The sequence below is a fragment of the Micromonospora sp. NBC_01392 genome, from assembly GCF_045040125.1.
Lineage (GTDB): Bacteria > Actinomycetota > Actinomycetes > Mycobacteriales > Micromonosporaceae > Micromonospora.
Window position 1 is genome coordinate 3,408,147 of sequence record NZ_CP109549.1, and the last position, 19,120, is coordinate 3,427,266.

Here is a 19,120-nt window from a genome sequence, read left to right on the forward strand (position 1 = left end):
GCGACATGGACGATCGGGTGTACGTGGGCAACGCGGCGGTGGACGGGGCGACCGACGCGGGGTGGCTGCTGGGGCACTTCAAGCCGGCCGGCGACGTCCGGCACAGCGCCGAGGTCGAGGTGAAGTGGGGCGTGCACCCGGCGGGGGAGACCGCGTCCCGCCATGTGGTATTACCTACTAAACCTATAGGGTTTGCCGTCTAAAGTGTGTGAGCACGCTCCGCTCCGCACCGTGAGGACGCTCCGCCGATGACCAGCTCCGACCCGACCGACCTGCTCACCGTCGCCGCCCGTTGGGTCGACCCGACCGGCTGGCCGGTGCCGCTGTGCTTCGACCGGTCCGAACGGTGGTACGCGCGGCTGCACGCCGACGCCGCGTACGAGGTGTGGGCGCTGAGTTGGCTGCCCGGACAGGGCACCGACCTGCACGACCACGGTGGTTCGTCCGGCGCCTTCCTGGTCGTCGCCGGCGTGCTCGTCGAGGAGACGGTCAGCGGTGGCCGGCTGCGTCCGCACCGCCTCGCCGCCGGGGCCGGCCGGCGCTTCGGCGCCCGGCACGTGCACCAGGTCACCAACCGCTCCGCCGAGCCGGCGGTCAGCGTGCACGTCTACCGGCCCGCGCTGAGCCGGATGACCCGCTACCACCTCGACGCCGGCCGGCTCCGGGTCGCCGAGGTGGCCGAGGCCGGCGTCGCCTGGTGAGCCCGGCGACCCCGCCCCCGATTCCCGCCGAACGGAAGGACGCCACCATGGCGCAGAACCCCGCCCCCGCCGAGAGCTGTCCGGTCCCTCCGTCCGGCTCGCGCGGCATCGACGAGATCCTCGCCGCCGCCCGCGCCCGGCTGCGTCGCCTCGACCCCGAGCAGGCGCACCTCGCCCACCGGGGCGGCGCGCTGCTCGTCGACATCCGCCCGGCCGGCCAGCGGGCCGCGCACGGCACCGTGCCCGGCGCGCTCACCGTCGAGCGCAACGTCCTGGAGTGGCGCTTCGACCCGCGGTGCGCGGCCCGACTGCCGCAGGCGGTCGACTACGACGTACCGGTGGTCGTCCTCTGCCAGGAGGGCTACACCTCGTCGCTGGCCGCCGCCGCCCTCCAGGACCTCGGCCTGCACCGCGCCACCGACGTGGCCGGTGGCTTCGCGGCCTGGCGCATCGCCGGCCTGCCCACCCTCGGCCCCACCCCGCCGCCCCGACCCTCGTCCACCGCGCCCCCGGTCACCGCCGGCCGGGCGCTCCGCTGACCGTCCCGCCGCACCCGGCGGGGCGGGGCGACCGCCCGCACAGGAGGCTCCCATGTCCGTCGTCGCCCTCAACACCCGTCCGGCCCGCACCGGCCGCCCCGACCGGGCGCCGGCGCCCAGGCCGCGTACCGCACCGACCCTGACCATCACGCTCGACCTGAGCGCCGGCCCGCTCACGCCCGGCCTGGCCCGGCTGGCCGACCTGCTGGACGAGTTGGCCGCCTCCGGGGAAGGGCTGGTCCGGCCGGACGAGCACCGGGCCGCCCGGGCCGTGCTCGACCTGCGTCGCGTCCCCGCGCCACCGGCCGAGCCGACGCCGGCGTCACCGGCCACCGGGTCGGACGGGATACGCCTGCTCACCGGCACCCGACGGGTCCGGCACGGCGGCGTCGAGATCGGCCTGACCCGGATCGAGTTCGACCTGCTGCTCTTCCTCGCCGAGCACCCGCGCCGGGTCTTCACCCGACTGCAACTGCTCAGCAACGTCTGGGGCTACGAGCACGCGGTGGCCCGCACCGTGGACGTCCACGTCCGGCGTCTACGGGCCAAGTTCGGCCCGGACACGCCGCTGGTGACCACCGTCTACGGCGTCGGGTACCGGCTCGCCGACGACGCCCCGATCGAGGTGGACCGCGACGCCTGAGCCGGCCCGGACCGACCCGCGGCGCACCCGGACTCCGGGTGCGCCGCGTTCACGTCGCCGTCGCACCCGCCATTGTGAACCGGCCGGGGACCCCCCGTACCGGCGCGTGTCGTCGCTCTGCTGTAATCAACGGACCTCGTACGCAGAGCGAGCACTCGGCTCCGATGTGTTCGCCAATTGTCACATTCATGCAACGCAGTGGCCCCTTGACCCTCGCACAAGCGCCGGGAAGCATCGATGAAGCGGCGTCCCGGGCCGTGGGGAGATACCCGGACCAGCCAAGGAGGACCATGTCGGTCAGCCCCGCCTCGTCGCGCGCCGGATGGCATACGTCCCAACCAGCGGTCCCCGGCCGTCCGCCCGGCGGCCAGCGTCGCCCCGCCAACGCCGCCGCCACCCCCGTGCTCACCGTCACCCTCAACATCCCGCTGGCCTGCGAGGAGTCGCTCACCCCGGCCGCCCGCCGGCTCCTCGACGCGGCCCGCGAGCTGCTCGAACGCGGCGACGCGGTGGTCAGCACCGGCCCCGCCGCCGCGGACCGCCGACCCGACGTGCCGGCCGGGCGCGGCCCGGCCCGTCCGCTGGCCCCGACCATCCCGACGCTGCACATCCTGGCGTCCTCCCGGTCGGTGCTACGCGACGGCGAGCCGCTGCCGCTGACCCGCCTGGAGTTCGACCTGCTGCTGCACCTGGTCGCCCATCCGCGCCGGGTGTTCACCCGGCTGCAACTGCTCAACGCGGTCTGGGGGTACGAGCACGCCGGCGTCCGCACCGTCGACGTGCACGTCCGTCGGCTGCGCGGCAAGGTCGGGGTGGACGTCCCGCTGGTCACCACCGTCTACGGCGTCGGCTACCGGCTCGCCGACGACGCCCGGGTGACCATCGACCGCACCGGCTGACCACCGCGTCCGCCACCGTCGACCGCGCACCGGACGGAGCCCCGACCGCCCGGACGCGAACCGGTGGTGGACCGACGCCGCCAGCCGGGCAGGATGGACGGATGCGCGTCCGCCCGATCAGCCCCGACCGGCTCGTCGCCGAGCTGACCGGCCGCCTCGCCCGCACCGAGGCGTCCGGCCGGTTGCGGGTGGCCGTCGACGGGCCGCCCGCCGCCGGGCCGGACGCGCTCGCCGCCGCGCTCGTCGACCCGCTGCGCGCCGCCGGCCGGCCAGCCCTGCACGTCCGCGCCGCCGACTTCCTCCGCCCCGCCTCGGTCCGCCTGGAGCAGGGCCGCACCAACCCGGACGCGTACTACGAGGGGTGGCTCGACGAGCCGGGCCTGCGCCGCGAGGTGCTCGACCCGGCCGGCCCGGACGGCACCGGCCGGGTGCTGCCGTCGCTCTGGGACGCCGACGCGGACCGGGCCAGCCGGGCCGCGTACCAGGATCTGCCGGTCGGCGGGGTGGTCCTGGTCAGTGGCGCGTTGCTGCTCGGCGGCACGCTGGCGTTCGACGTCGCCGTGCACCTGGTGCTCTCCCCGGCGGCGCTGGCCCGGCGCACCGACCCGGCGTGGCGCTGGACGCTGCCGGCGTTCGCCCGCTACGCCGACGAGGTCGACCCGGCCTCCTTCGCCGACGTGGTGGTCCGCGCCGACGACCCGCGCCACCCGGCGCTCGTGGAACGGGCCTGACCAGGCGGTCCGAACTCACGGGAAAGTGCCAGGAAATCTCCGGTTTGGCCCGCCGGGGGCAGGGGTAATCGCCCGGCTCACAGAGCACGGGCGATCTCGCCCGTGCGTTCCCGTTCGGACCGGGCCGTCGGCATCGCCGCAGGGCTGGGTCGAGCCGCAGGAAAGGCAGGCAGCGATGCTCGTCCACGACACGACAGCCACGGGCCGCTCCCAGGCGGAGGCCGACCAGATCCGGCAGTCCCTGCGGTCCCGGTACGACGAGCTGACCGCGGAGTACGACCAGGCCGTGATGCAGAGTCAGGTGCTGCGGCTGGTCGAGGTCGGTGACACCGCCGGCGACGACCAGGCCGACAGCGGCACCAAGACCGCCGAGCGGGACACCGCACAGTCGCTGCTGCGCACCATCCTGGACCGGCGGGCCCAGTTCGAGCGCGCGTTGGCCCGACTCGACGAGGGCACGTACGGCTTCTGCGAGGGCTGCGCCGCGCCGATCCCGGTGGAGCGGTTGGAGATCTTCCCGTCGGCCACCTCCTGCGTGGCCTGCAAGCAGACCCGCGAGCGACGCGCGGCCTGAGGTTCCGCGCACTCACCCGCTCCGGGTGAGGCCGGCTCACCCGGCCGCCGCGCAGCATGGACGGTGCGCGCGGACGCACCGGCCCGCGCCCGACGAGGAGGTGGGGTCATGACGGTACGGGTGGTGGCGGATCGACGCCGCGGCGGCGTCCTGCACGTGGTCGGCAGCGCCGACGTGCCGCCGGAGCGGGGCGGGCGGCCCGGCCGGTTCAGTCCGACCCGGCTGTGGCGGGGGCCCAGCGGCCCACCGCGACGCGCCGACGACCGACGCTGGGAGACCGACACCCGGGGGTGAGCCCGATGGCTGAGCAGCTGATGTCCGCGTTCGAGTCCTCGCTGGACAAGACGAACGTGATCCTGAAGGAGATCGAGTCGGCGTACGGCTGGCCGCCGGAGCGCCGCAACCAGTCGTACGCGGCCCTGCGCACCGTGCTGCACCTGCTGCGCGACCGGTTGCCGGTGCCGGAGAGCGCCGAGTTCGCCCAGCAGTTGCCGGTGCTGCTGCGCGGCATCTACTTCGACGGCTGGCAGCCGGAGAACGTGCCGATCAAACTCAACCGCGACGACTTCCTCTACGAGGTCCGGCAGGGCTTCCCGTACGACGTGTCGGGCGGCCCGCAGCGGGTGGTGCAGGTGGTGCTGGACACGCTGCGCCGGCACGTCACGCAGGGCGAGTGGCAGGACGTGAAGTCCGCCATGCCGCGGGACCTTGCTCAGCTCATTCCCTGAGCCGGCGCCACCCCGGTCCGTCCCGCCCCCTCGGCGGGGCGGGCCGTCGGCGTCCGGGGCGACGCCCTTGAACGCGAACCGTCCGTGCGCCCGGGTTCGGGCGTCTACGGTGGGGTTAGAGACGATCGGACGTGGGGTACCACCCGCTGCACACGGACCCCGGGAACACGCGGGGCGGCACACCGAGGGAGCACCCATGGCTTTGAACGACGACGACATCCAGACCAGCGGCGGCAGCGGCCTGGAGGGCCCGGCCGACGGCGGTGCGACCCCGGGTCAGCACGACGGTGGCGCGGACGGTGGCGCGGAGGGTCCGGCCGACGGCGGCGCCACTCCGGGTCAGCACGACGGTGGCGCGGACGGTGGCGCGGAGGGTCCGGCCGACGGCGGCGCGACCCCGGGTCAGCACGACGGTGGCGCGGACGGTGGCGCGGAGGGTCCGGCCGACGGCGGCGCGACCCCGGGTCAGCACGACGGTGGCGCCGACGGCAGCGCCTGACCGATGAGCCGCACGCACGTCGACCCGCCGGGTGGCCACGGCCACCCGGCGGGTTCGTCCTCCGCCGACGCGGCGTTGGCCCGCTGCGTGGCGGTCGAGCCGGCCAAGTTCGCCGCCGACCACTGGGGGCGCAGCCCGCTGCTGTCCCGGGCCGCCGACCTGCCCAACCCGGACGGCTTCACCGACCTGCTCAGCCCCGCCGACGCCGACGAGCTGCTCAGCCGCCGCGGCCTGCGTACCCCGTTCCTGCGGGTGGCCAAGGACGGCCAGCTCGTGCCGGCGGCGCGGTACACCGGCGGCGGTGGCGCCGGCGCCGAGATCGGCGACCAGGTGCTGGACGAGAAGGTGCTGGCGCTCTACGCCGACGGTGCCACGCTGGTGCTCCAGGGCCTGCACCGCACCTGGCCGGCGATCGTCGACCTGGCCCGCGACCTGGGTGCGGCGCTGGCCCAGCCGTTGCAGGTCAACGCCTACCTGACGCCGGCCGGCAGCCAGGGCTTCGCCACCCACTACGACACCCACGACGTGTTCGTGCTCCAGGTCGACGGCCGCAAGCACTGGCGCATCCACCCGCCGGTGCTCGCCGACCCGCTGGAGCGCCAGCCGTGGGGCGGCCGGGCCGACGAGGTCGCCGCCACCGCCGACGGCCGACCCGCGCTGGACGTGGTGTTGGAGCCGGGCGACGCGCTCTACCTGCCGCGCGGCTGGCTGCACAGCGCCCAGGCCCAGGAGTCCAGCTCGCTGCACCTGACCGTGGGCATCCGGGCGCTGACCCGGTACGCCATGGTGGAGGAGCTGCTGGCCCTGGCCGCCGAGGACGCCCGGCTGCGCGCCGGCCTGCCGTTCGGTCTCGACCTGGCCGACCCGGACGCGATCGAGCCGGAACTCACCGAGACCGTCGAGGCGCTGCGCGACTGGCTGCTGCGGGCCGACCCGGCGGCGGTGGCCGCGCGGCTGCGGTCACGGGTGTGGCCGGCGGCCCGACCGGCCCCGATCCGCCCCCTCGCGCAGGCCGACGCGCTGGCCCGGCTCGTCCCGGACAGCCGGGTCGCGCTCCGGGACGGGCTGCGCTGGCAGCTCACCCGGACCGACGCCGGCACGGTCGCGCTGCGCCTGACCGACCGCACGCTCACGCTGCCCGGCACCTGCGAGCCGGCGCTGCGCGCGCTGCTCACCGGCGCACCCACCCGGGTGCGCGACCTGCCCGGCCTGGACGACGACGCCGACCGCCTGGTCCTCACCCGCCGCCTGCTCAAGGAGGCGGTCCTGGTCCCGGCCTGACCCACCTCGGTGATCATGAGGTTGGCCGGCCCCGCGACGGCGTGTCGCGCCGCCAACCTCATGATCACCGCGTCGGGCGGTCAGCGGGTGTAGGTGACCGTCAGCAGGAGCAGCGTGGTGGCCAGGCCGCTGGCAGCCACCAGGATCATCGGGCGGGGGGTCAGCACCGCGTGCCGGCGGTCGGCCAGCAGGCGGGCCGGCGCCAGGCCCACCAGCGGGCCGAGCAGCGTCACCACCAGCGCCAGCACGGGCAGGCCGACCGCCAGGTCACCGCCCGAGCCGGCGCCCAGCGCCCGCGCTCCGGTCCCCAGCAGGAACGCCACCAGCGCGCCGCCGACCCCGCACGCGATCAGCAGCGGGTTCACCGAGCCGGGCAGCTCGCCCGGCGTTCCGGTGCGGTCCAGCAGCTCCCGTACGCCGCGCAGCAGCGGCACCGGGTCACCGGCGGCGTCCCGTACCGGCCCGGGCGGGTCGCCCAGCCGCCGCGTGCCGCCGCCGAGCCGGGCCCGCAGCTGCGCCCACAGGTGCGTGACCTCGCCGTCCACCCGGTCCACCATCCGCTGGGCGTCGGCCAGCTCCGCCTCGGCGAGCCGGACCTCCTCGGTCGCCTCGGCCACCGCCCGGTCGGCGGCGGCGACCTGTTGGGCGTACCAGGTGTGCGCCTCGGCCCGCTGGGCGGCCACCCGGGCGGTCAACTCGGCGAGCCGGCGGATCTGGGCAGGGTACGTCTCACTGGAGACCGGTTCGTTCATCGGGAGGGACCATAAGGGATGATCACCTGTCCGGTGCGGTGCACCGCGCGGTCGAAGTAGAGACCGCGCCACGGTCGGGGATACCAGTCCGGCCCGCCGCTGCCCGGGTAGAGCGACGAGCCCAGCTCACCGCCCTGCACGTCGAGCGCCACCCACGCGCCGATCTGGTCCGTGCGCGCGCCGGCGCCGCCCAGGTCGGCCCGCATCCGGGCCACGCCGCGCCACCAGGCCAGCACGTGGGTCCGCCGCTCCGGGCCGTCGTGCAGGATGCGGCGCAGCTGCTCCAGCCCGGTCCGGGCGCCGGCCCGGCCGGCCAGCGCGCCGGCCGCCGCGTCCACCGCGTACAGCAGCAGGAAGTGCGGGGTACGCGGGGTGCCCGGCGCGCCCAGCCCGTCGCCCACCTCGGCCATCAGCTCGGCGACCGTCTCCTCGTCGTACCAGGAGGCGTCGCCGGCCAGGTCCTCGTAGAGCGCGCGGGCGGCCGGGTCGGCGTCCGGGTCGAGACAGGCGATGGAGAACCGGGCCGCGCCGGGCGGGTACTGCCGGGCCAGCGAGCGGGCGGCGGCGTCGAGCACCGCGCACGCCTCGTCCACCCGGGTGCCCAGCACGGCCAGGTTGCGGCCCGGCGCGCGGGGCAGCCGCAGCGCCGCCGAGCGCGACTGCACGTCGATGATCTCGCCGAGCAGCGCCACCGGACTGCGCGGCGCGCCCTGCTCCGGCGCGGTCAGGGCACGGAAGTCCGGCGCCTCGGCCAGCCGGGGGATCGCGTCGCCGTCGAAGAGCCGGGCCGGCGCGGCGTCCTGCGGGCGCATCCGCCACAGCCGGTGCTGCAACTCGCTCCAGGTCTCCCAGTCGCTCGCCGACGGGATGCGGGCCACCTCGTTGCCCTCGGCCAGGCCGGACTCGGCGTTGACCACGGCGTGGTGGCGGGGCAGCGACTGCGCGGCGTCGTTGCGTTCGGCCAGGATGCGCAGCGCCTTCGGCAGCGCGATCCGCAGGGTGAACTGGGCGACCAGCGCGGGCCGGCCCCAGAGCGCCTCGATGCCGCGCACGTCCTGGGAGGCGAGCACCAGGTGGATGCCCTGCGAGCGACCCCGCCGGGCCAGGTCCTCCAGCAGGTCGGCGGCCTCCCGGGCGACCACGTCCCGGCCGGCGAGCAGCGCCTGGAACTCGTCGACCACCGCGACGATCCGCGGCCAGTGCCCGGTCGGGTCCACCGCCCGCAGCTCGGCCAGCTTGGTGACCTCGTGCTTCTTCGCCGCGTCGGCCCGCCGGCGCAGCTCCTCGGCGAGGAACCGCAGCAGCGCCAGGCCGAACTCGCGGTCGGTGTTGACGTTGATGCCGACCAGCCGCATGTGCGGCAGCCAGCTCGGGTCGCGCCGACCCTGGGCGAACCGGGCGAAGGACACCCCCTCCTTGAAGTCGAGCAGATAGAACTCCAGCTCGGCGGGGGAGTAGCGGGCGGCGAGCGCGCCGATCCACGCGAAGATCAGGTTCGTCTTGCCGGTGCCGGACGGGCCGCCGATCAACGCGTGCGGCGGGTAGTCGCCGAGCGTCAGCAGCACCGGCCGCCCGTGCGGGCCCTCGCCGATCGGCGCGGTGAGCCCGTGCGCCGAGTCCTCCCGCCAGTAGTCGTCCGGCGGGGGCAGCAGATCGGTGAACGGCGTCGGCGGCGGGCCGGCGGCGACCCGGGAGGCGACCGTCCGGCAGGTCTCGGTGACCAGCGTGGGCGGTGGCGGGGCGTCGAGCACCACCGGCAGCCCGGCGATGCGGGCGTCGTCCGGGTCCACCACGATCCGGGTGACGGTCGGGTCGTCGGGCAGGTCGATGCCGCGGACCACCAGGTGCACCCCGCACGCGGCACCGGTGCGGACCACCCGGTCGAGTTGGCCGCGCTCGTGCCGGGACAGCTCGTCGCCGCCGAGCAGCACCGCCACCCGCCACGGCTCCGGGCGCCGGCCGGTGGCAGCGGCCAGCTCCCGCAGGGACGCGTACTCGCCGGCCAGCACCGTGGCGTTGATCCGGCGGATCTGCTCCACCAGGTCGTCCAGCAGCCGGCCCAGCCCACCCGGGCCGACGAACGTGAGCAGGCCGGCGGTGCCCAGGGGCGCGAACCCGGCCAGGCCGCCGCCCAGGTGCTCCGGGTCGTATCCGTGCAGCCGGACCGCGCCCGGGTCGGCCCGGCCGACGGAGCGCAGCAGCAGCGCGGGCACCACCGCGGCGAGGCCGTCCCGGTCGCCGCCGGCCAGGTGCGCGTGCCCGGCGTCGAGCAGCGGGACCAGCGCCGGCACCGGTTCGGCGCCGGTGATGCGTACCGTGCCGATCCGGACCGCGCCCGGCGGCTCGGCCCGGCCGGCGGGGGTGACCGTCCACCGGTCCCAGGGCGCGGACGCCGCGCCCGGCGCCTCCCGCTGGGCCGCGGCGGCGGCGCGGCGCGCCAGCTCGGCCAGGCGGGCGGTGTGCCGGGCGTCGATCTCGGCGAGCCGCCGGTCGCGGGCCGCGCCGACCCGGCCGGGCACCGCCGCGGCGGCGCGCCGGGTACGGGCCAGCCGTTCCCGGCCGGCGGCCAGCTCCGCCTCGGCGGCGGTGAGCCGGTTCCGGGTGGCGCCCAGGGCCTCGGAGAGCATGCCCCGGACCCGCGTCACCAGTTGGGCGCGGACGTCAGCCACGCGACGGCTCCCGTTCCTCGGTGTCCTTCGGCAGGTCCCGGCCGAGCCGGTCGAGCAGTACGCCGGTGAGCACCCCGGCGGTGACCGCCGGGTCGGCCGCGTGCGGCTGCTCCTGCCCGTCGTCGCGGCGCGGCGGGGGCATCCGGCAGATCCGGGTGAGCAGCGTGTCCAGCACCGGCGGCGGTAGCCCGGGCAGCAGGTCGCGGACCCGCCCGTCCAACTCGCGGCGCAGCCGGGCCAGGTCGTCCGCGCGGGGCGGGTGGCCGAGCAGCTCGCCGGCCAGGTCGCGCAGCATCGGCGGGGCGATCGCGGCCAGCCCCAGCCCGACGTCGGAGTGGGCCCGCCGCAGTTCGGCGTGCAGCCGGTCCCGGTCGCCGGAGCGGATGCCGGCCACCACCCGGCGCAGCAGCTCGTGGGCGTTCTCGACGCGCTCGTCCGGCTCGTCCGGCGCGCCCTCCCGCCCGCCGGTCAGCTCCGCCACCCGCACCGCCCACCAGCGGCGTACCGCCGGCTGTTCGCCCGGGTCGGGCGCCGGGCCGGGCGCGGGCGTCGCCTCGCCGCGTGGCGCGTCGTGCCGGGGTCGCCGCTCGCCCGTCGTCGCGGCCGGCGCGCCGTCGGCGGCCAGCCCGATCGCGGCCAGGTACGCGCTGAGCTGCTCCTGGGCCACGCGCAGCGCGTAGCCGGCGGTCTCGGCGTGCTCGGTGGCGGCGGTCAGCTCCGGCACACCCATCGGGTCGGCCGACTCCTGGCGCACCCAACGCAGCCGTTCCTGCGCCTGGCCGAGCTTCTCCAGCGCGGCGGCGAGCTGCGCCAGCGGCAGCTCCTCGGCGGCGGCGCGGACCTGCGCGCCGATGTCCTCGACGATGGACACGGCCGGCCCTTCAGAGCGTCGCGACGTAGAGCTGTGCCTGCTCCACCGCCACCAGTGTCGCGGCGAGGCACTCCTCCAGCTCCTGGCTGGCCTGGGTCAGCGAGGCCTGGGCCGCCTCGACGGTCTCGTGGCCGCTGCCCTCCAGCGCGCCGGCCAGGGTCTGCTGCGCCTCGGCCAGCTTCTCGCCGGCCGCCTGCACCGCTGTCTGGCCGTCACCGATCTGCTGGAGAGCGACATCGATGGCGGCCTTCAGCTCGGCGACGCTCGCCACAAGGACCTCCTGGGGGCAGGGGAGATCTCCATTACAACCCATCCCATCCGGTGGGCGAACATCCACCCTCGCGCCGTTCCTGCCCGGGTGTCCGATTGCGGCCCTGACGTGCGGGAAGGCCGGGCAGGGGCCGGGTCGGCGGTCCCGCCGGCGGTCGGTCTGGTCCTGTTGACGGGACTCGGGGCGTCAGCGGCCCAGCCAGCGCGGGCCGCGTACCTCCGCGCCCAGCGCGCTGACCCGGGCCCGCAGCTCCCGGTCCGCGGTGACCACCACCCGCCGGCGTTCCGGCGCGGCGGCGACCAGCTCCACCACGGTGTCGTCGCCGGACCCGGCCGCGGACACCACGTCGACCCCGGGCGTCGGCGCCACGTGCCGGGCCGCGCCCTCCACCACCAGCACCACCTGCACCGGCGGCGGCAGCTCCGGCGGCACGCCGGCGCCGGCCAGCGGGGCCAGCGCGTCGCGCAGCCGCACCGCCGCGCCGGCCCGGTCGCGCCACCAGCCGTCCGGCCGGGAGCCCACCACGTTCGCGCCGTCCACCACCAGCAGCGGTCTGCTCTCCATCCGCCCAGCCTGCCATCCGCGGGCGTTTGTCGCGCACACCGCCGGGTAGCCACCGCCGACCGTGCCGCGCGTGCCGCGTCCCGGTCGTGCCGACCGACTGCGGAGGACGAAACATGATGGGACCCGGCGACTTCGGCAACGACCCGTGGGACGAGTTCCTGGCCCGGTACTTCGGTCGGGGCGAGGGCGGTCGCCGGCCGGCCCACCGGGTGGACATCACCCGCCTGATGACCGCCGACGCCCGGGAGATGCTGGCCGACGCGGCCCGGCGGGCTGCCCAGAAGCACAGCAACGACCTGGACACCGACCACCTGCTCTGGGCCGCGTTGCAGCGTGAGCCGCTGCGGGACCTGGTCCGCCGCGCCGGCGCCGACCCGGACGCGCTGGTCAACGCGCTGGGCGGACGCGCCGAGGGGGGCGCGCCCGGCGGCGAGGTGCCGCCGAACCTGTCGCTCACCCCGGCCGCGAAACGGGCGCTGCTCGACGCCCACCAGCTCTCCCGCGCCATGGGGGCGAACTACATCGGCCCCGAGCACATCCTGATGGCGTTGCCGCTCAACCCGGAGTCGCCGGCCGGCCGGATGCTGGCCGCCGGCCGGATCCAGCCGGAGTCGTTGCAGGCGGCCAGCGCCGAGCGCGGCGCCGCCGGCGGCCCGCGCCCGGACCGCGGCACGCCCACCCTCGACCAGTACGGCCAGGACCTCACCGAGCTGGCCCGGATGGACCAGATCGACCCGGTGATCGGCCGGGCCGACGAGATCGAGCAGGCGGTGGAGATCCTGTCCCGGCGCACCAAGAACAACCCGGTGCTGATCGGTGAGGCCGGCGTCGGCAAGACCGCCATCGTGGAGGGCCTCGCGGAGCGGATCTGTGACGGCGACGTGCCGCAGACCCTGATCGGCAAGCGGGTCATCCAGCTCGACCTCTCCGGCCTGGTCGCCGGCACCCGCTACCGGGGCGACTTCGAGGAACGCCTGAAGAAGGTGATCGACGAGATCCGGGCCCACCGGGAGGAGCTGATCATCTTCCTGGACGAGATCCACACGCTGGTCGGGGCCGGCGGCGCCGGCAGCGAGGGCGGGATGGACGCGTCCAACATGCTCAAGCCGGCGCTCGCCCGCGGCGAGCTGCGGGTGATCGGCGCGACCACGCTCGACGAGTACCGGCGCACCATCGAGAAGGACGCCGCCCTGGCCCGCCGCTTCCAGCCGGTGCTGGTGCCCGAGCCGGACGTCGAGAACACCGTCGCCATCCTGCGCGGCCTGCGCGACCGCTACGAGGCGCACCACCAGGTCCGCTTCACCGACGAGGCGCTGGTCGCCGCCGCCGAACTCTCCGACCGGTACGTCACCGACCGGTTCCTGCCGGACAAGGCGATCGACCTGATCGACCAGGCCGGCGCCCGGGTCCGGCTGCGCACCCGCACCCCCGCCTCCGACGTGCGCGACCTGGAACAACAGCTCGACGAGGTACGCCGGAACAAGGAGCAGGCCGTCTCCGACGAGCAGTACGAACGCGCCTCCTCGCTGCGCGACAGGCTCGCCGAGCTGGAGGACCAGATCCGTCGCGCCCGCGGCGACGAGGGGCCCAACCACGTGCCGGAGGTCGGTCCGAAGGAGATCGCCGAGGTGGTGTCCCGGGCCACCGGCATCCCGGTCACCCAGCTCACCGAGGAGGAACGCGACCGGCTGCTGCGCCTGGAGGGGCACCTGCACCAGAAGGTGATCGGGCAGGACGACGCGGTCGGCGCGGTCGCCGAGGCGGTCCGGCGCTCGCGTACCGGGCTGGCCGACCCGAACCGGCCGATGGGCAGCTTCCTGTTCCTCGGCCCCACCGGCGTCGGCAAGACCGAGCTGGCCCGCGCGCTCGCCGAGGCGCTGTTCGGCGAGGCGGACCGGATGGTCCGGGTGGACATGAGCGAGTTCCAGGAGCGGCACACCGTCAGCCGGCTGGTCGGCGCCCCGCCCGGCTACGTCGGCTACGAGGAGGCCGGCCAGCTCACCGAGGCGGTCCGCCGCCGCCCGTACGCGGTGGTGCTGCTCGACGAGATCGAGAAGGCGCACCCCGATGTGTTCAACATCCTGCTCCAGGTGCTCGACGACGGCCGGCTCACCGACAGCCAGGGCCGGACCGTGAACTTCAAGAACACCGTCCTGATCATGACCAGCAACCTCGGTTCCGAGCTGATCACCGGCACCCAGCGCACGGTCGGGTTCGCCACCGGCGAGCCGGGCGAGCAGGAGTCCACCGAGCTGCGGGACCGGCTGATGCGCCGGCTCCAGGAGAACTTCCGCCCGGAGTTCCTCAACCGGATCGACGAGGTGATCATCTTCCAGCGGCTGGAGGCCGAGCAGCTCCGGGAGATCACCGGCCTGCTGCTGGAGGAGACCCGCCGCCGGCTGCACGCCCAGGACATCCAGGTCGAGATCAGCACCGCCGGCGTCGACTGGCTCGCCGAGCACGGCTACCAGCCGGAGTTCGGGGCCCGCCCGCTGCGCCGGGTGATCCAGCGCGAACTCGACAACCGGCTGTCCCGGATGCTGCTGGAGAACGAGATCTCGCCGGGGCAGAAGGTCACCGTCGACGCCCGCGACGACCAGCTCGTCCTCGACGTGTCCGCCGGTGAGCGCGGCTACTCGGCCGCCACCACCTCCCATCCCCGGTGAGGGGACGGGCGCAAGGATCGGAGGGCGGACATGACCGAACCCGAGGAGACCCGGGAGGACGCCGCGGCCGGTGAACCGATCGAGGCGCCGCCGACGGCGAACCCGTCCCGGGTCCGGGTGCCACCGGAGGGACTGACCCCGCAGACACCGAGCGGCGAGGGCGAGCCGGAACCGTCCGGGCCGCCGCCGGGAGAGGAGGCGTGATGGTACGCGAGGCGCGACTCGACCCCGAGGTCGAGATCATCTGGGACGACTTCCACGCCGAGGTGAACGTTCCCTCCGAACAGCTACGGCAGTGGCTGCTGACCCGCGGGTCGGGGGAGGAGGCGTTCGGCCCGGACCCCGACCTGGACCTGCCCGAACCCGGCCGGCAGATCCTCGCCGTGCTGCGCAAGCGCAAGGTGGACCTGACTCCGGAGGACATCGCGGTGATGCGCGAGGCGATCACCCGGATCCGGGAACTCGCCGCCGACCGGCCGGACCGGGGCGCCGCCGACGACGAGTGGCGGCACGCGCTGCTCGACCTCGGTCACGACGTGCTGGTGGAACGCTGACCCGTCGCTGGATGCCCGGGCGGACACCCCGCCCGGGCCGACCGGCTACGGCCTACTCGGACTCCATGCTGGGCAGCTCCAGGCCGGCGGCGTCGGCCGCGGCCTGCCGGTCCGTCCGCGCCCGCTCCTCCCGGCTGAGCAGGGTGGCGTACTCGGTGACGTCCGCCGGGTCCGGCACCTCGGGCAGCCGGCGCAGGAACGCCTCGACGTCGGCGGCGGCGGCGGTGTGCGCGGCGGCCGCCTGACGCAGCAGTTCCCGCTGGTCGGCGGCCGGATACAGATCAGTCATGCCGCCGGTGATACCCGCGTTCAGGCGGTTCGCACCCCACCCGTGCCGGTGGGCTGCACGCCGAAGTCCGGATGGCCCAACAGCCAGCCCAGATAGTCCGGATGGTTGGCCAGCGCGTCGGTGTACGCCGCCACCGCCTGCTCCAGCACCGGCTCGGCCACCACCGCGGCCGGCGCCTCCGGATGCCAGCCGAACAGCAGCCGCCAGCGCAGCGGCACCCCGGCCAGCCGGCGGGTCACCAGCCCCGCCACCGGACGGAAGGTAGCCTGGCACAGCGCCACCGCGGTGCCCGCGTCCACCAGGTCCAGCGCGGCCCGCACGTCCGCCTCGTACACCTTGCGGGGGGTGAAGCCGGCGCGCGCGCACGCGGCGGCGAAGCAGTCGCCGAAGCAGCCGTCGCCCGGCGCGGCCACCCACTGCTCCCGGCGCAGGTCGAGCAGGTCGATCTCGTCGCGGGCGGCCAGCGGATGGGTCTGCGGCAGCAGCACGAAGACCGGGTCGACAGCCACCTCCCGCCAGCTCAACCCGAACACCGGCGACGGCGTGGCGTCCCCGCACACCCCGGCCAGGGCGAAGTCGAGCCGACCGCCGGCCACCAACTGGGCCAGCTCGTCCACCGACCACGACGCGTACGTGGAGATCTGCGCGTCGGAGCGCTCGGCGGCGAGCCGGTGCACCAGCCGGCCCAGGATCGGGCTGTTCACCCCGCCGAACCGGTAGCGGCGCAGCGGGTCGCCCGCGCCCGCCAGCCGGGCCGCCTCGTCCTGCAGGCCCTTCATCGCCGGCAGCAGCACCCGGGCCCGGTCCAGCACCAGCTCACCCAGCGCGGTGGGCCGGGCGCCCCGGCGGTCCCGTTCGAACAGCGGCCCGCCGAGGACCCGCTCGATCCGCTGGAGCTGGGCGGTCAGCGCCGGCTGGGCCAACCCGAGCAGGGACGCCGCCTTGGTGACGCTCCCCGTCTCGGCGATCGCGCAGACCACCCGCAGGTGTCGCAGCTCCAGATTCATACGGTGACGGTAGGACCACGAACGGGTGTCCGGGAAGGGGCGGATCGGCTCAGGCCTCCCGGCGGGGCTCCAGGTCGGCCAGGCGGGTCCGCCGTCCGCTGACCGCGTCGCGCACCTTGTCCAGCACCCCCACCGCCGGCTCGACGATCTTGTTCCACGGCGGCGTGGCCGGGGTGCCCGGGTGCGGCCGGGTGGGCGCCGCCTCCTCCGCGATCTCCCACCGGTTGCCCAACCGGATCAACTCGGCGTCGCTGGCCACCTCGCGCAGCGGCGTGACCAGCGCGGCCACCCGGCTGACGTGCCGGCGGACCCGCTCCGCCACGTCGGCCAGCGCCGCGTCGTCCGGACCGGACAGCCCCTTCAACGCGGTCAGCAGCGCGGCGTCGGCCTCGATCTCCCGGGTGACCAGCTCGGCGCTCTCCGGCACCGCGGCCCGGGCGGCGGGGAAGAGGTACTGCTCCTCGGCGGAGAGGTGCCGCGACACCGCGGCGGTCAGCACGTCCAGCACCCGAGCGCGGTCGGCCGGGTCCAGCCCGGCGTCGGTCACCCGGTCGGCCAGGTCGAGCAGCGTGCGGTGCTCGGCGTCCACGAGGTCGGCCAGGCTCCGCCCACCCGGCCGGTACCGGTCGTCGGCGGCGGGTGGGAGCGGCGGCAGGGGGACGGTCATGGTGCCCTCCTCGTGGGTGGCCGGAATCGTGGTGGCCGGAATCGATGTTCGGCGTTACCCTGCCGCGCGTCGGGCGAAACCGGGCCGCACCGCGCCGGCCGCCGCGACCGGTCCGACTGGTATAAGGAAGCGATGACGACCTCCGCCTCACCCGAGCCCACCGACGAGGTCGTGGACCTCTGCCGGGACCTGCTGCGCATCGACACCACCAACACCGGGGACAACGACACCAGCGTGGGGGAGCGGCGCGCGGCGGAGTACGTCGCGGAGAAGCTCGCCGAGGTCGGCGTGGCCGCCGAGATCCACGAGTCGGCGCCCGGGCGGGCCAACCTGGTCGCCCGCATCCCCGGCACCGAGCCCGGCCGGGACGCGCTGCTGGTGCACGGCCACCTCGACGTGGTGCCCGCCGACCCCGACGAGTGGTCGGTGCACCCGTTCTCCGGCGAGATCCGCGACGGCTACCTGTGGGGCCGCGGCGCGATCGACATGAAGGACTTCGACGCCATGGTGCTGGCCGTGGTGCGCGACTGGCAGCGCGCCGGCGTCCGTCCCCGCCGCGACATCGTGCTCGCCCTCACCGCCGACGAGGAGGCCGGCAGCGACTACGGCGCGCACTTCCTGGCCCAGCGCCACCGGGGCCTGTTCGACGGCTGCACCGAGGCGATCGGCGAGGTGGGCGGCTTCTCCTACTCGGTCGACGAGCAGCGCCGGCTCTACCTGATCGAGACCGCCGAGAAGGGCATCGACTGGCTGCGCCTGCACGCCCGGGGGCGGCCCGGCCACGGCTCGATGATGCACGACGACAACGCGGTGACCGCGCTCGCCGAGGCGGTCGCCCGGATCGGCCGGCACCGCTTCCCGGTGGTGATGACCGACACCGTACGCGCGTTCCTGGCCGAGGTCTCCGACGTGCTCGGCATCGAGATCGACCCGGACGACCCGGAGACCGCGATCGCCAAGCTCGGCCCGATCGCGAACATCATCGGCGCGACGATCCGCAACACCGCCAACCCGACCCGGCTGGCCGCCGGCTACAAGGACAACGTCATCCCCGGCCGGGCCACCGCCACCATCGACTGCCGCAGCCTGCCCGGGCAGAGCGAGGAGCTGGAACGGCAGCTGCGGGAGCTGGTCGGGCCGGACATCGCGATCGAGTACGTGCAGCGCCAGCCGGCCCTGGAGACCACGTTCGACGGGGACCTGGTGGCGCAGATGTCCGCCGCGCTGCGCGCCGAGGACCCGGGCGCCCACCCGGTGCCGTACATGCTCTCCGGCGGCACCGACGCCAAGGCGTTCTCCCAACTCGGCATCCGCTGCTTCGGGTTCGCGCCGCTGCGGCTGCCGGCCGACCTCAATTTCTCCGGCCTGTTCCACGGCATCGACGAGCGGGTTCCGCTGGACGGACTACAGTTCGGCGTGCGGGTTCTCGACCGCTTCCTCCGCAACTGCTGACCGCGCCCGCCGCGGCGCCGTCGGCGCGGAACCTGCCCCCATCGCGAAGGGACTGCCTCACATGACCGACCAGCACGGTGAGCTGGACGCCGCCCTCGAGCGGGTGATCGACGCGGCCCGCGCCCACCTGGCCGCCGTCCGGGCCGCCCAGGGCCGGATCGACGACGACGCCGTCTGGCAGGCGTACGTCGCGTTGAACAACGCCTCCTTCGCCTACGACGAGCGGTTGCTCGACGCGTTCGGCGAGGTGACGCCCTGGGACGTCGAGTCGATCGACCCGGACGAGGCCGACGAGCGCTTCGGCGCGGTCGAGGGCGGCGAGCCCACCGACCCGCACCCCCGGGTGATCTCGGTGCGGCAGCGCCGCGACTACCGGGTCCCCAGCGTCGCGGCGCTGCTCCGGGTCGCCGAGGCGGCCCGCCGGGAGGGCACCCCGGAGGAGGACGAGCCGGCGCCGGTCGAGGGCGTCGGCGAGGCGGTGCTGGAGCTGTTGCAGAGCGGCGACGGCTCGCTGTCCGCGCTCGACGTGCCGGAACTGGAGCCGCTCGACGGCGTGGTCATGGTCAGCGAGGTCGGCACCCCGGTCGACCTGGAGTCGTTCGACGACGACGACCCGGTCGGCCCGTTCCAGCCGGCCGTCGACGACCGGCTGGTCGGCCGGCTCGACGAGCACCCGTTCCTGGAGGTCGACGAGGAGCACGACCACGCCCACTAGGCCGTGCTCGCCCCGGGGCCGCACCGCACGGCGCGGCCCCGGGGGCGG

The 19,120-nt window shown here is 75.5% G+C and carries 23 protein-coding genes and 1 pseudogene; 16 read left to right on the forward strand and 8 right to left on the reverse strand.

The window, feature by feature from the left end:
- Positions 1–5: 5 nt before the first annotated feature.
- The 11 genes and pseudogenes from OG767_RS15230 to OG767_RS15280 all read left to right on the forward strand — a co-directional run.
- Positions 6–161: pseudogene (locus OG767_RS15230) on the forward strand (signal peptidase I); the annotation flags it as partial.
- 87 nt (positions 162–248) lie between these two features.
- Positions 249–701, forward strand: a complete 453-nt coding sequence (locus OG767_RS15235) for a cysteine dioxygenase (protein WP_405094004.1) — start codon at positions 249–251, stop codon at positions 699–701.
- Between the two features lie 47 nt (positions 702–748).
- Positions 749–1,240, forward strand: coding sequence for a rhodanese-like domain-containing protein (locus OG767_RS15240; RefSeq protein WP_281940676.1), 492 nt, complete (start codon positions 749–751; stop codon positions 1,238–1,240).
- A 52-nt stretch (positions 1,241–1,292) separates the two neighbouring features.
- Entirely contained in the window at positions 1,293–1,883 is a 591-nt protein-coding gene (locus tag OG767_RS15245) for a winged helix-turn-helix domain-containing protein (RefSeq protein WP_405094005.1), read from the forward strand.
- Positions 1,884–2,173: 290 nt separating this feature from the next.
- Positions 2,174–2,782, forward strand: coding sequence for a winged helix-turn-helix domain-containing protein (locus OG767_RS15250; RefSeq protein WP_405094006.1), 609 nt, complete (start codon positions 2,174–2,176; stop codon positions 2,780–2,782).
- A gap of 101 nt (positions 2,783–2,883) precedes the next feature.
- Entirely contained in the window at positions 2,884–3,513 is a 630-nt protein-coding gene (locus OG767_RS15255) for a uridine kinase (protein ID WP_405094007.1), read from the forward strand.
- 175 nt (positions 3,514–3,688) lie between these two features.
- Positions 3,689–4,087, forward strand: coding sequence for a TraR/DksA family transcriptional regulator (locus tag OG767_RS15260; protein ID WP_405094008.1), 399 nt, complete (start codon positions 3,689–3,691; stop codon positions 4,085–4,087).
- A 108-nt stretch (positions 4,088–4,195) separates the two neighbouring features.
- Positions 4,196–4,381: a hypothetical protein gene (locus OG767_RS15265; RefSeq protein WP_405094009.1), complete on the forward strand. Its 186-nt coding sequence runs from the start codon at positions 4,196–4,198 to the stop codon at positions 4,379–4,381.
- Between the two features lie 5 nt (positions 4,382–4,386).
- On the forward strand, positions 4,387–4,815 hold the full coding sequence (locus tag OG767_RS15270; RefSeq protein WP_405094010.1) for a DUF2267 domain-containing protein: 429 nt from the start codon (positions 4,387–4,389) through the stop codon (positions 4,813–4,815).
- 196 nt (positions 4,816–5,011) lie between these two features.
- Positions 5,012–5,314: a hypothetical protein gene (locus tag OG767_RS15275; protein ID WP_107155543.1), complete on the forward strand. Its 303-nt coding sequence runs from the start codon at positions 5,012–5,014 to the stop codon at positions 5,312–5,314.
- 3 nt (positions 5,315–5,317) lie between these two features.
- Positions 5,318–6,595, forward strand: coding sequence for a cupin domain-containing protein (locus tag OG767_RS15280; RefSeq protein ID WP_405094011.1), 1,278 nt, complete (start codon positions 5,318–5,320; stop codon positions 6,593–6,595).
- An 80-nt stretch (positions 6,596–6,675) separates the two neighbouring features.
- Here the strand turns inward: OG767_RS15280 and OG767_RS15285 are convergent, their stop codons facing one another.
- The 5 genes from OG767_RS15285 to OG767_RS15305 form a co-directional block, all read right to left on the reverse strand.
- Entirely contained in the window at positions 6,676–7,347 is a 672-nt protein-coding gene (locus OG767_RS15285) for a hypothetical protein (RefSeq protein ID WP_405094012.1), read from the reverse strand.
- The gene (locus OG767_RS15290) at positions 7,344–10,016 is read right to left on the reverse strand and encodes an FtsK/SpoIIIE domain-containing protein (RefSeq protein ID WP_405094013.1); all 2,673 of its coding nucleotides are present in this window, start codon (positions 10,014–10,016) and stop codon (positions 7,344–7,346) included. Before OG767_RS15290 ends, OG767_RS15285 begins: the two co-directional genes overlap by 4 nt.
- Entirely contained in the window at positions 10,009–10,887 is an 879-nt protein-coding gene (locus OG767_RS15295; protein WP_405094014.1) for a hypothetical protein, read from the reverse strand. Before OG767_RS15295 ends, OG767_RS15290 begins: the two co-directional genes overlap by 8 nt.
- A gap of 10 nt (positions 10,888–10,897) precedes the next feature.
- The gene (locus OG767_RS15300; protein WP_030504016.1) at positions 10,898–11,158 is read right to left on the reverse strand and encodes a hypothetical protein; all 261 of its coding nucleotides are present in this window, start codon (positions 11,156–11,158) and stop codon (positions 10,898–10,900) included.
- A gap of 186 nt (positions 11,159–11,344) precedes the next feature.
- The gene (locus OG767_RS15305; protein ID WP_396774438.1) at positions 11,345–11,722 is read right to left on the reverse strand and encodes a hypothetical protein; all 378 of its coding nucleotides are present in this window, start codon (positions 11,720–11,722) and stop codon (positions 11,345–11,347) included.
- A 113-nt stretch (positions 11,723–11,835) separates the two neighbouring features.
- Here OG767_RS15305 and OG767_RS15310 point away from each other — a divergent pair, with 113 nt between their 5' ends.
- From OG767_RS15310 to OG767_RS15320, 3 genes are read left to right on the forward strand one after another with little or no spacing between them, the layout of a single operon-like run.
- Positions 11,836–14,388, forward strand: coding sequence for an ATP-dependent Clp protease ATP-binding subunit (locus OG767_RS15310; RefSeq protein WP_405094015.1), 2,553 nt, complete (start codon positions 11,836–11,838; stop codon positions 14,386–14,388).
- A gap of 30 nt (positions 14,389–14,418) precedes the next feature.
- Positions 14,419–14,592 carry a hypothetical protein gene (locus tag OG767_RS15315; protein WP_281940697.1) on the forward strand — a complete coding sequence of 58 codons (174 nt, stop codon included), beginning with the start codon at positions 14,419–14,421 and terminating at the stop codon, positions 14,590–14,592.
- A complete protein-coding gene (locus OG767_RS15320; protein WP_405094225.1) occupies positions 14,592–14,942 on the forward strand; it encodes a DUF3140 domain-containing protein in 351 nt (116 codons plus the stop codon). The genes OG767_RS15315 and OG767_RS15320 overlap by 1 nt, the downstream gene beginning before the upstream one ends.
- Positions 14,943–14,994: 52 nt before the next feature.
- Here the strand turns inward: OG767_RS15320 and OG767_RS15325 are convergent, their stop codons facing one another.
- From OG767_RS15325 to OG767_RS15335, 3 genes are read right to left on the reverse strand one after another with little or no spacing between them, the layout of a single operon-like run.
- Positions 14,995–15,231: a hypothetical protein gene (locus OG767_RS15325; RefSeq protein ID WP_405094016.1), complete on the reverse strand. Its 237-nt coding sequence runs from the start codon at positions 15,229–15,231 to the stop codon at positions 14,995–14,997.
- Positions 15,232–15,251: 20 nt separating this feature from the next.
- The gene (locus OG767_RS15330) at positions 15,252–16,238 is read right to left on the reverse strand and encodes a LysR substrate-binding domain-containing protein (RefSeq protein ID WP_405094017.1); all 987 of its coding nucleotides are present in this window, start codon (positions 16,236–16,238) and stop codon (positions 15,252–15,254) included.
- 49 nt (positions 16,239–16,287) lie between these two features.
- Positions 16,288–16,905: a hemerythrin domain-containing protein gene (locus tag OG767_RS15335; RefSeq protein WP_405094018.1), complete on the reverse strand. Its 618-nt coding sequence runs from the start codon at positions 16,903–16,905 to the stop codon at positions 16,288–16,290.
- 132 nt (positions 16,906–17,037) lie between these two features.
- On the opposite strand from OG767_RS15335, the gene OG767_RS15340 reads away from it, so the two are divergent.
- Positions 17,038–18,357, forward strand: a complete 1,320-nt coding sequence (locus OG767_RS15340; protein ID WP_405094019.1) for a M20/M25/M40 family metallo-hydrolase — start codon at positions 17,038–17,040, stop codon at positions 18,355–18,357.
- Between the two features lie 61 nt (positions 18,358–18,418).
- Complete coding sequence (locus tag OG767_RS15345; protein WP_405094020.1) at positions 18,419–19,072, forward strand: hypothetical protein; 654 nt, start codon at positions 18,419–18,421, stop codon at positions 19,070–19,072.
- Positions 19,073–19,120 lie beyond the last annotated feature (48 nt).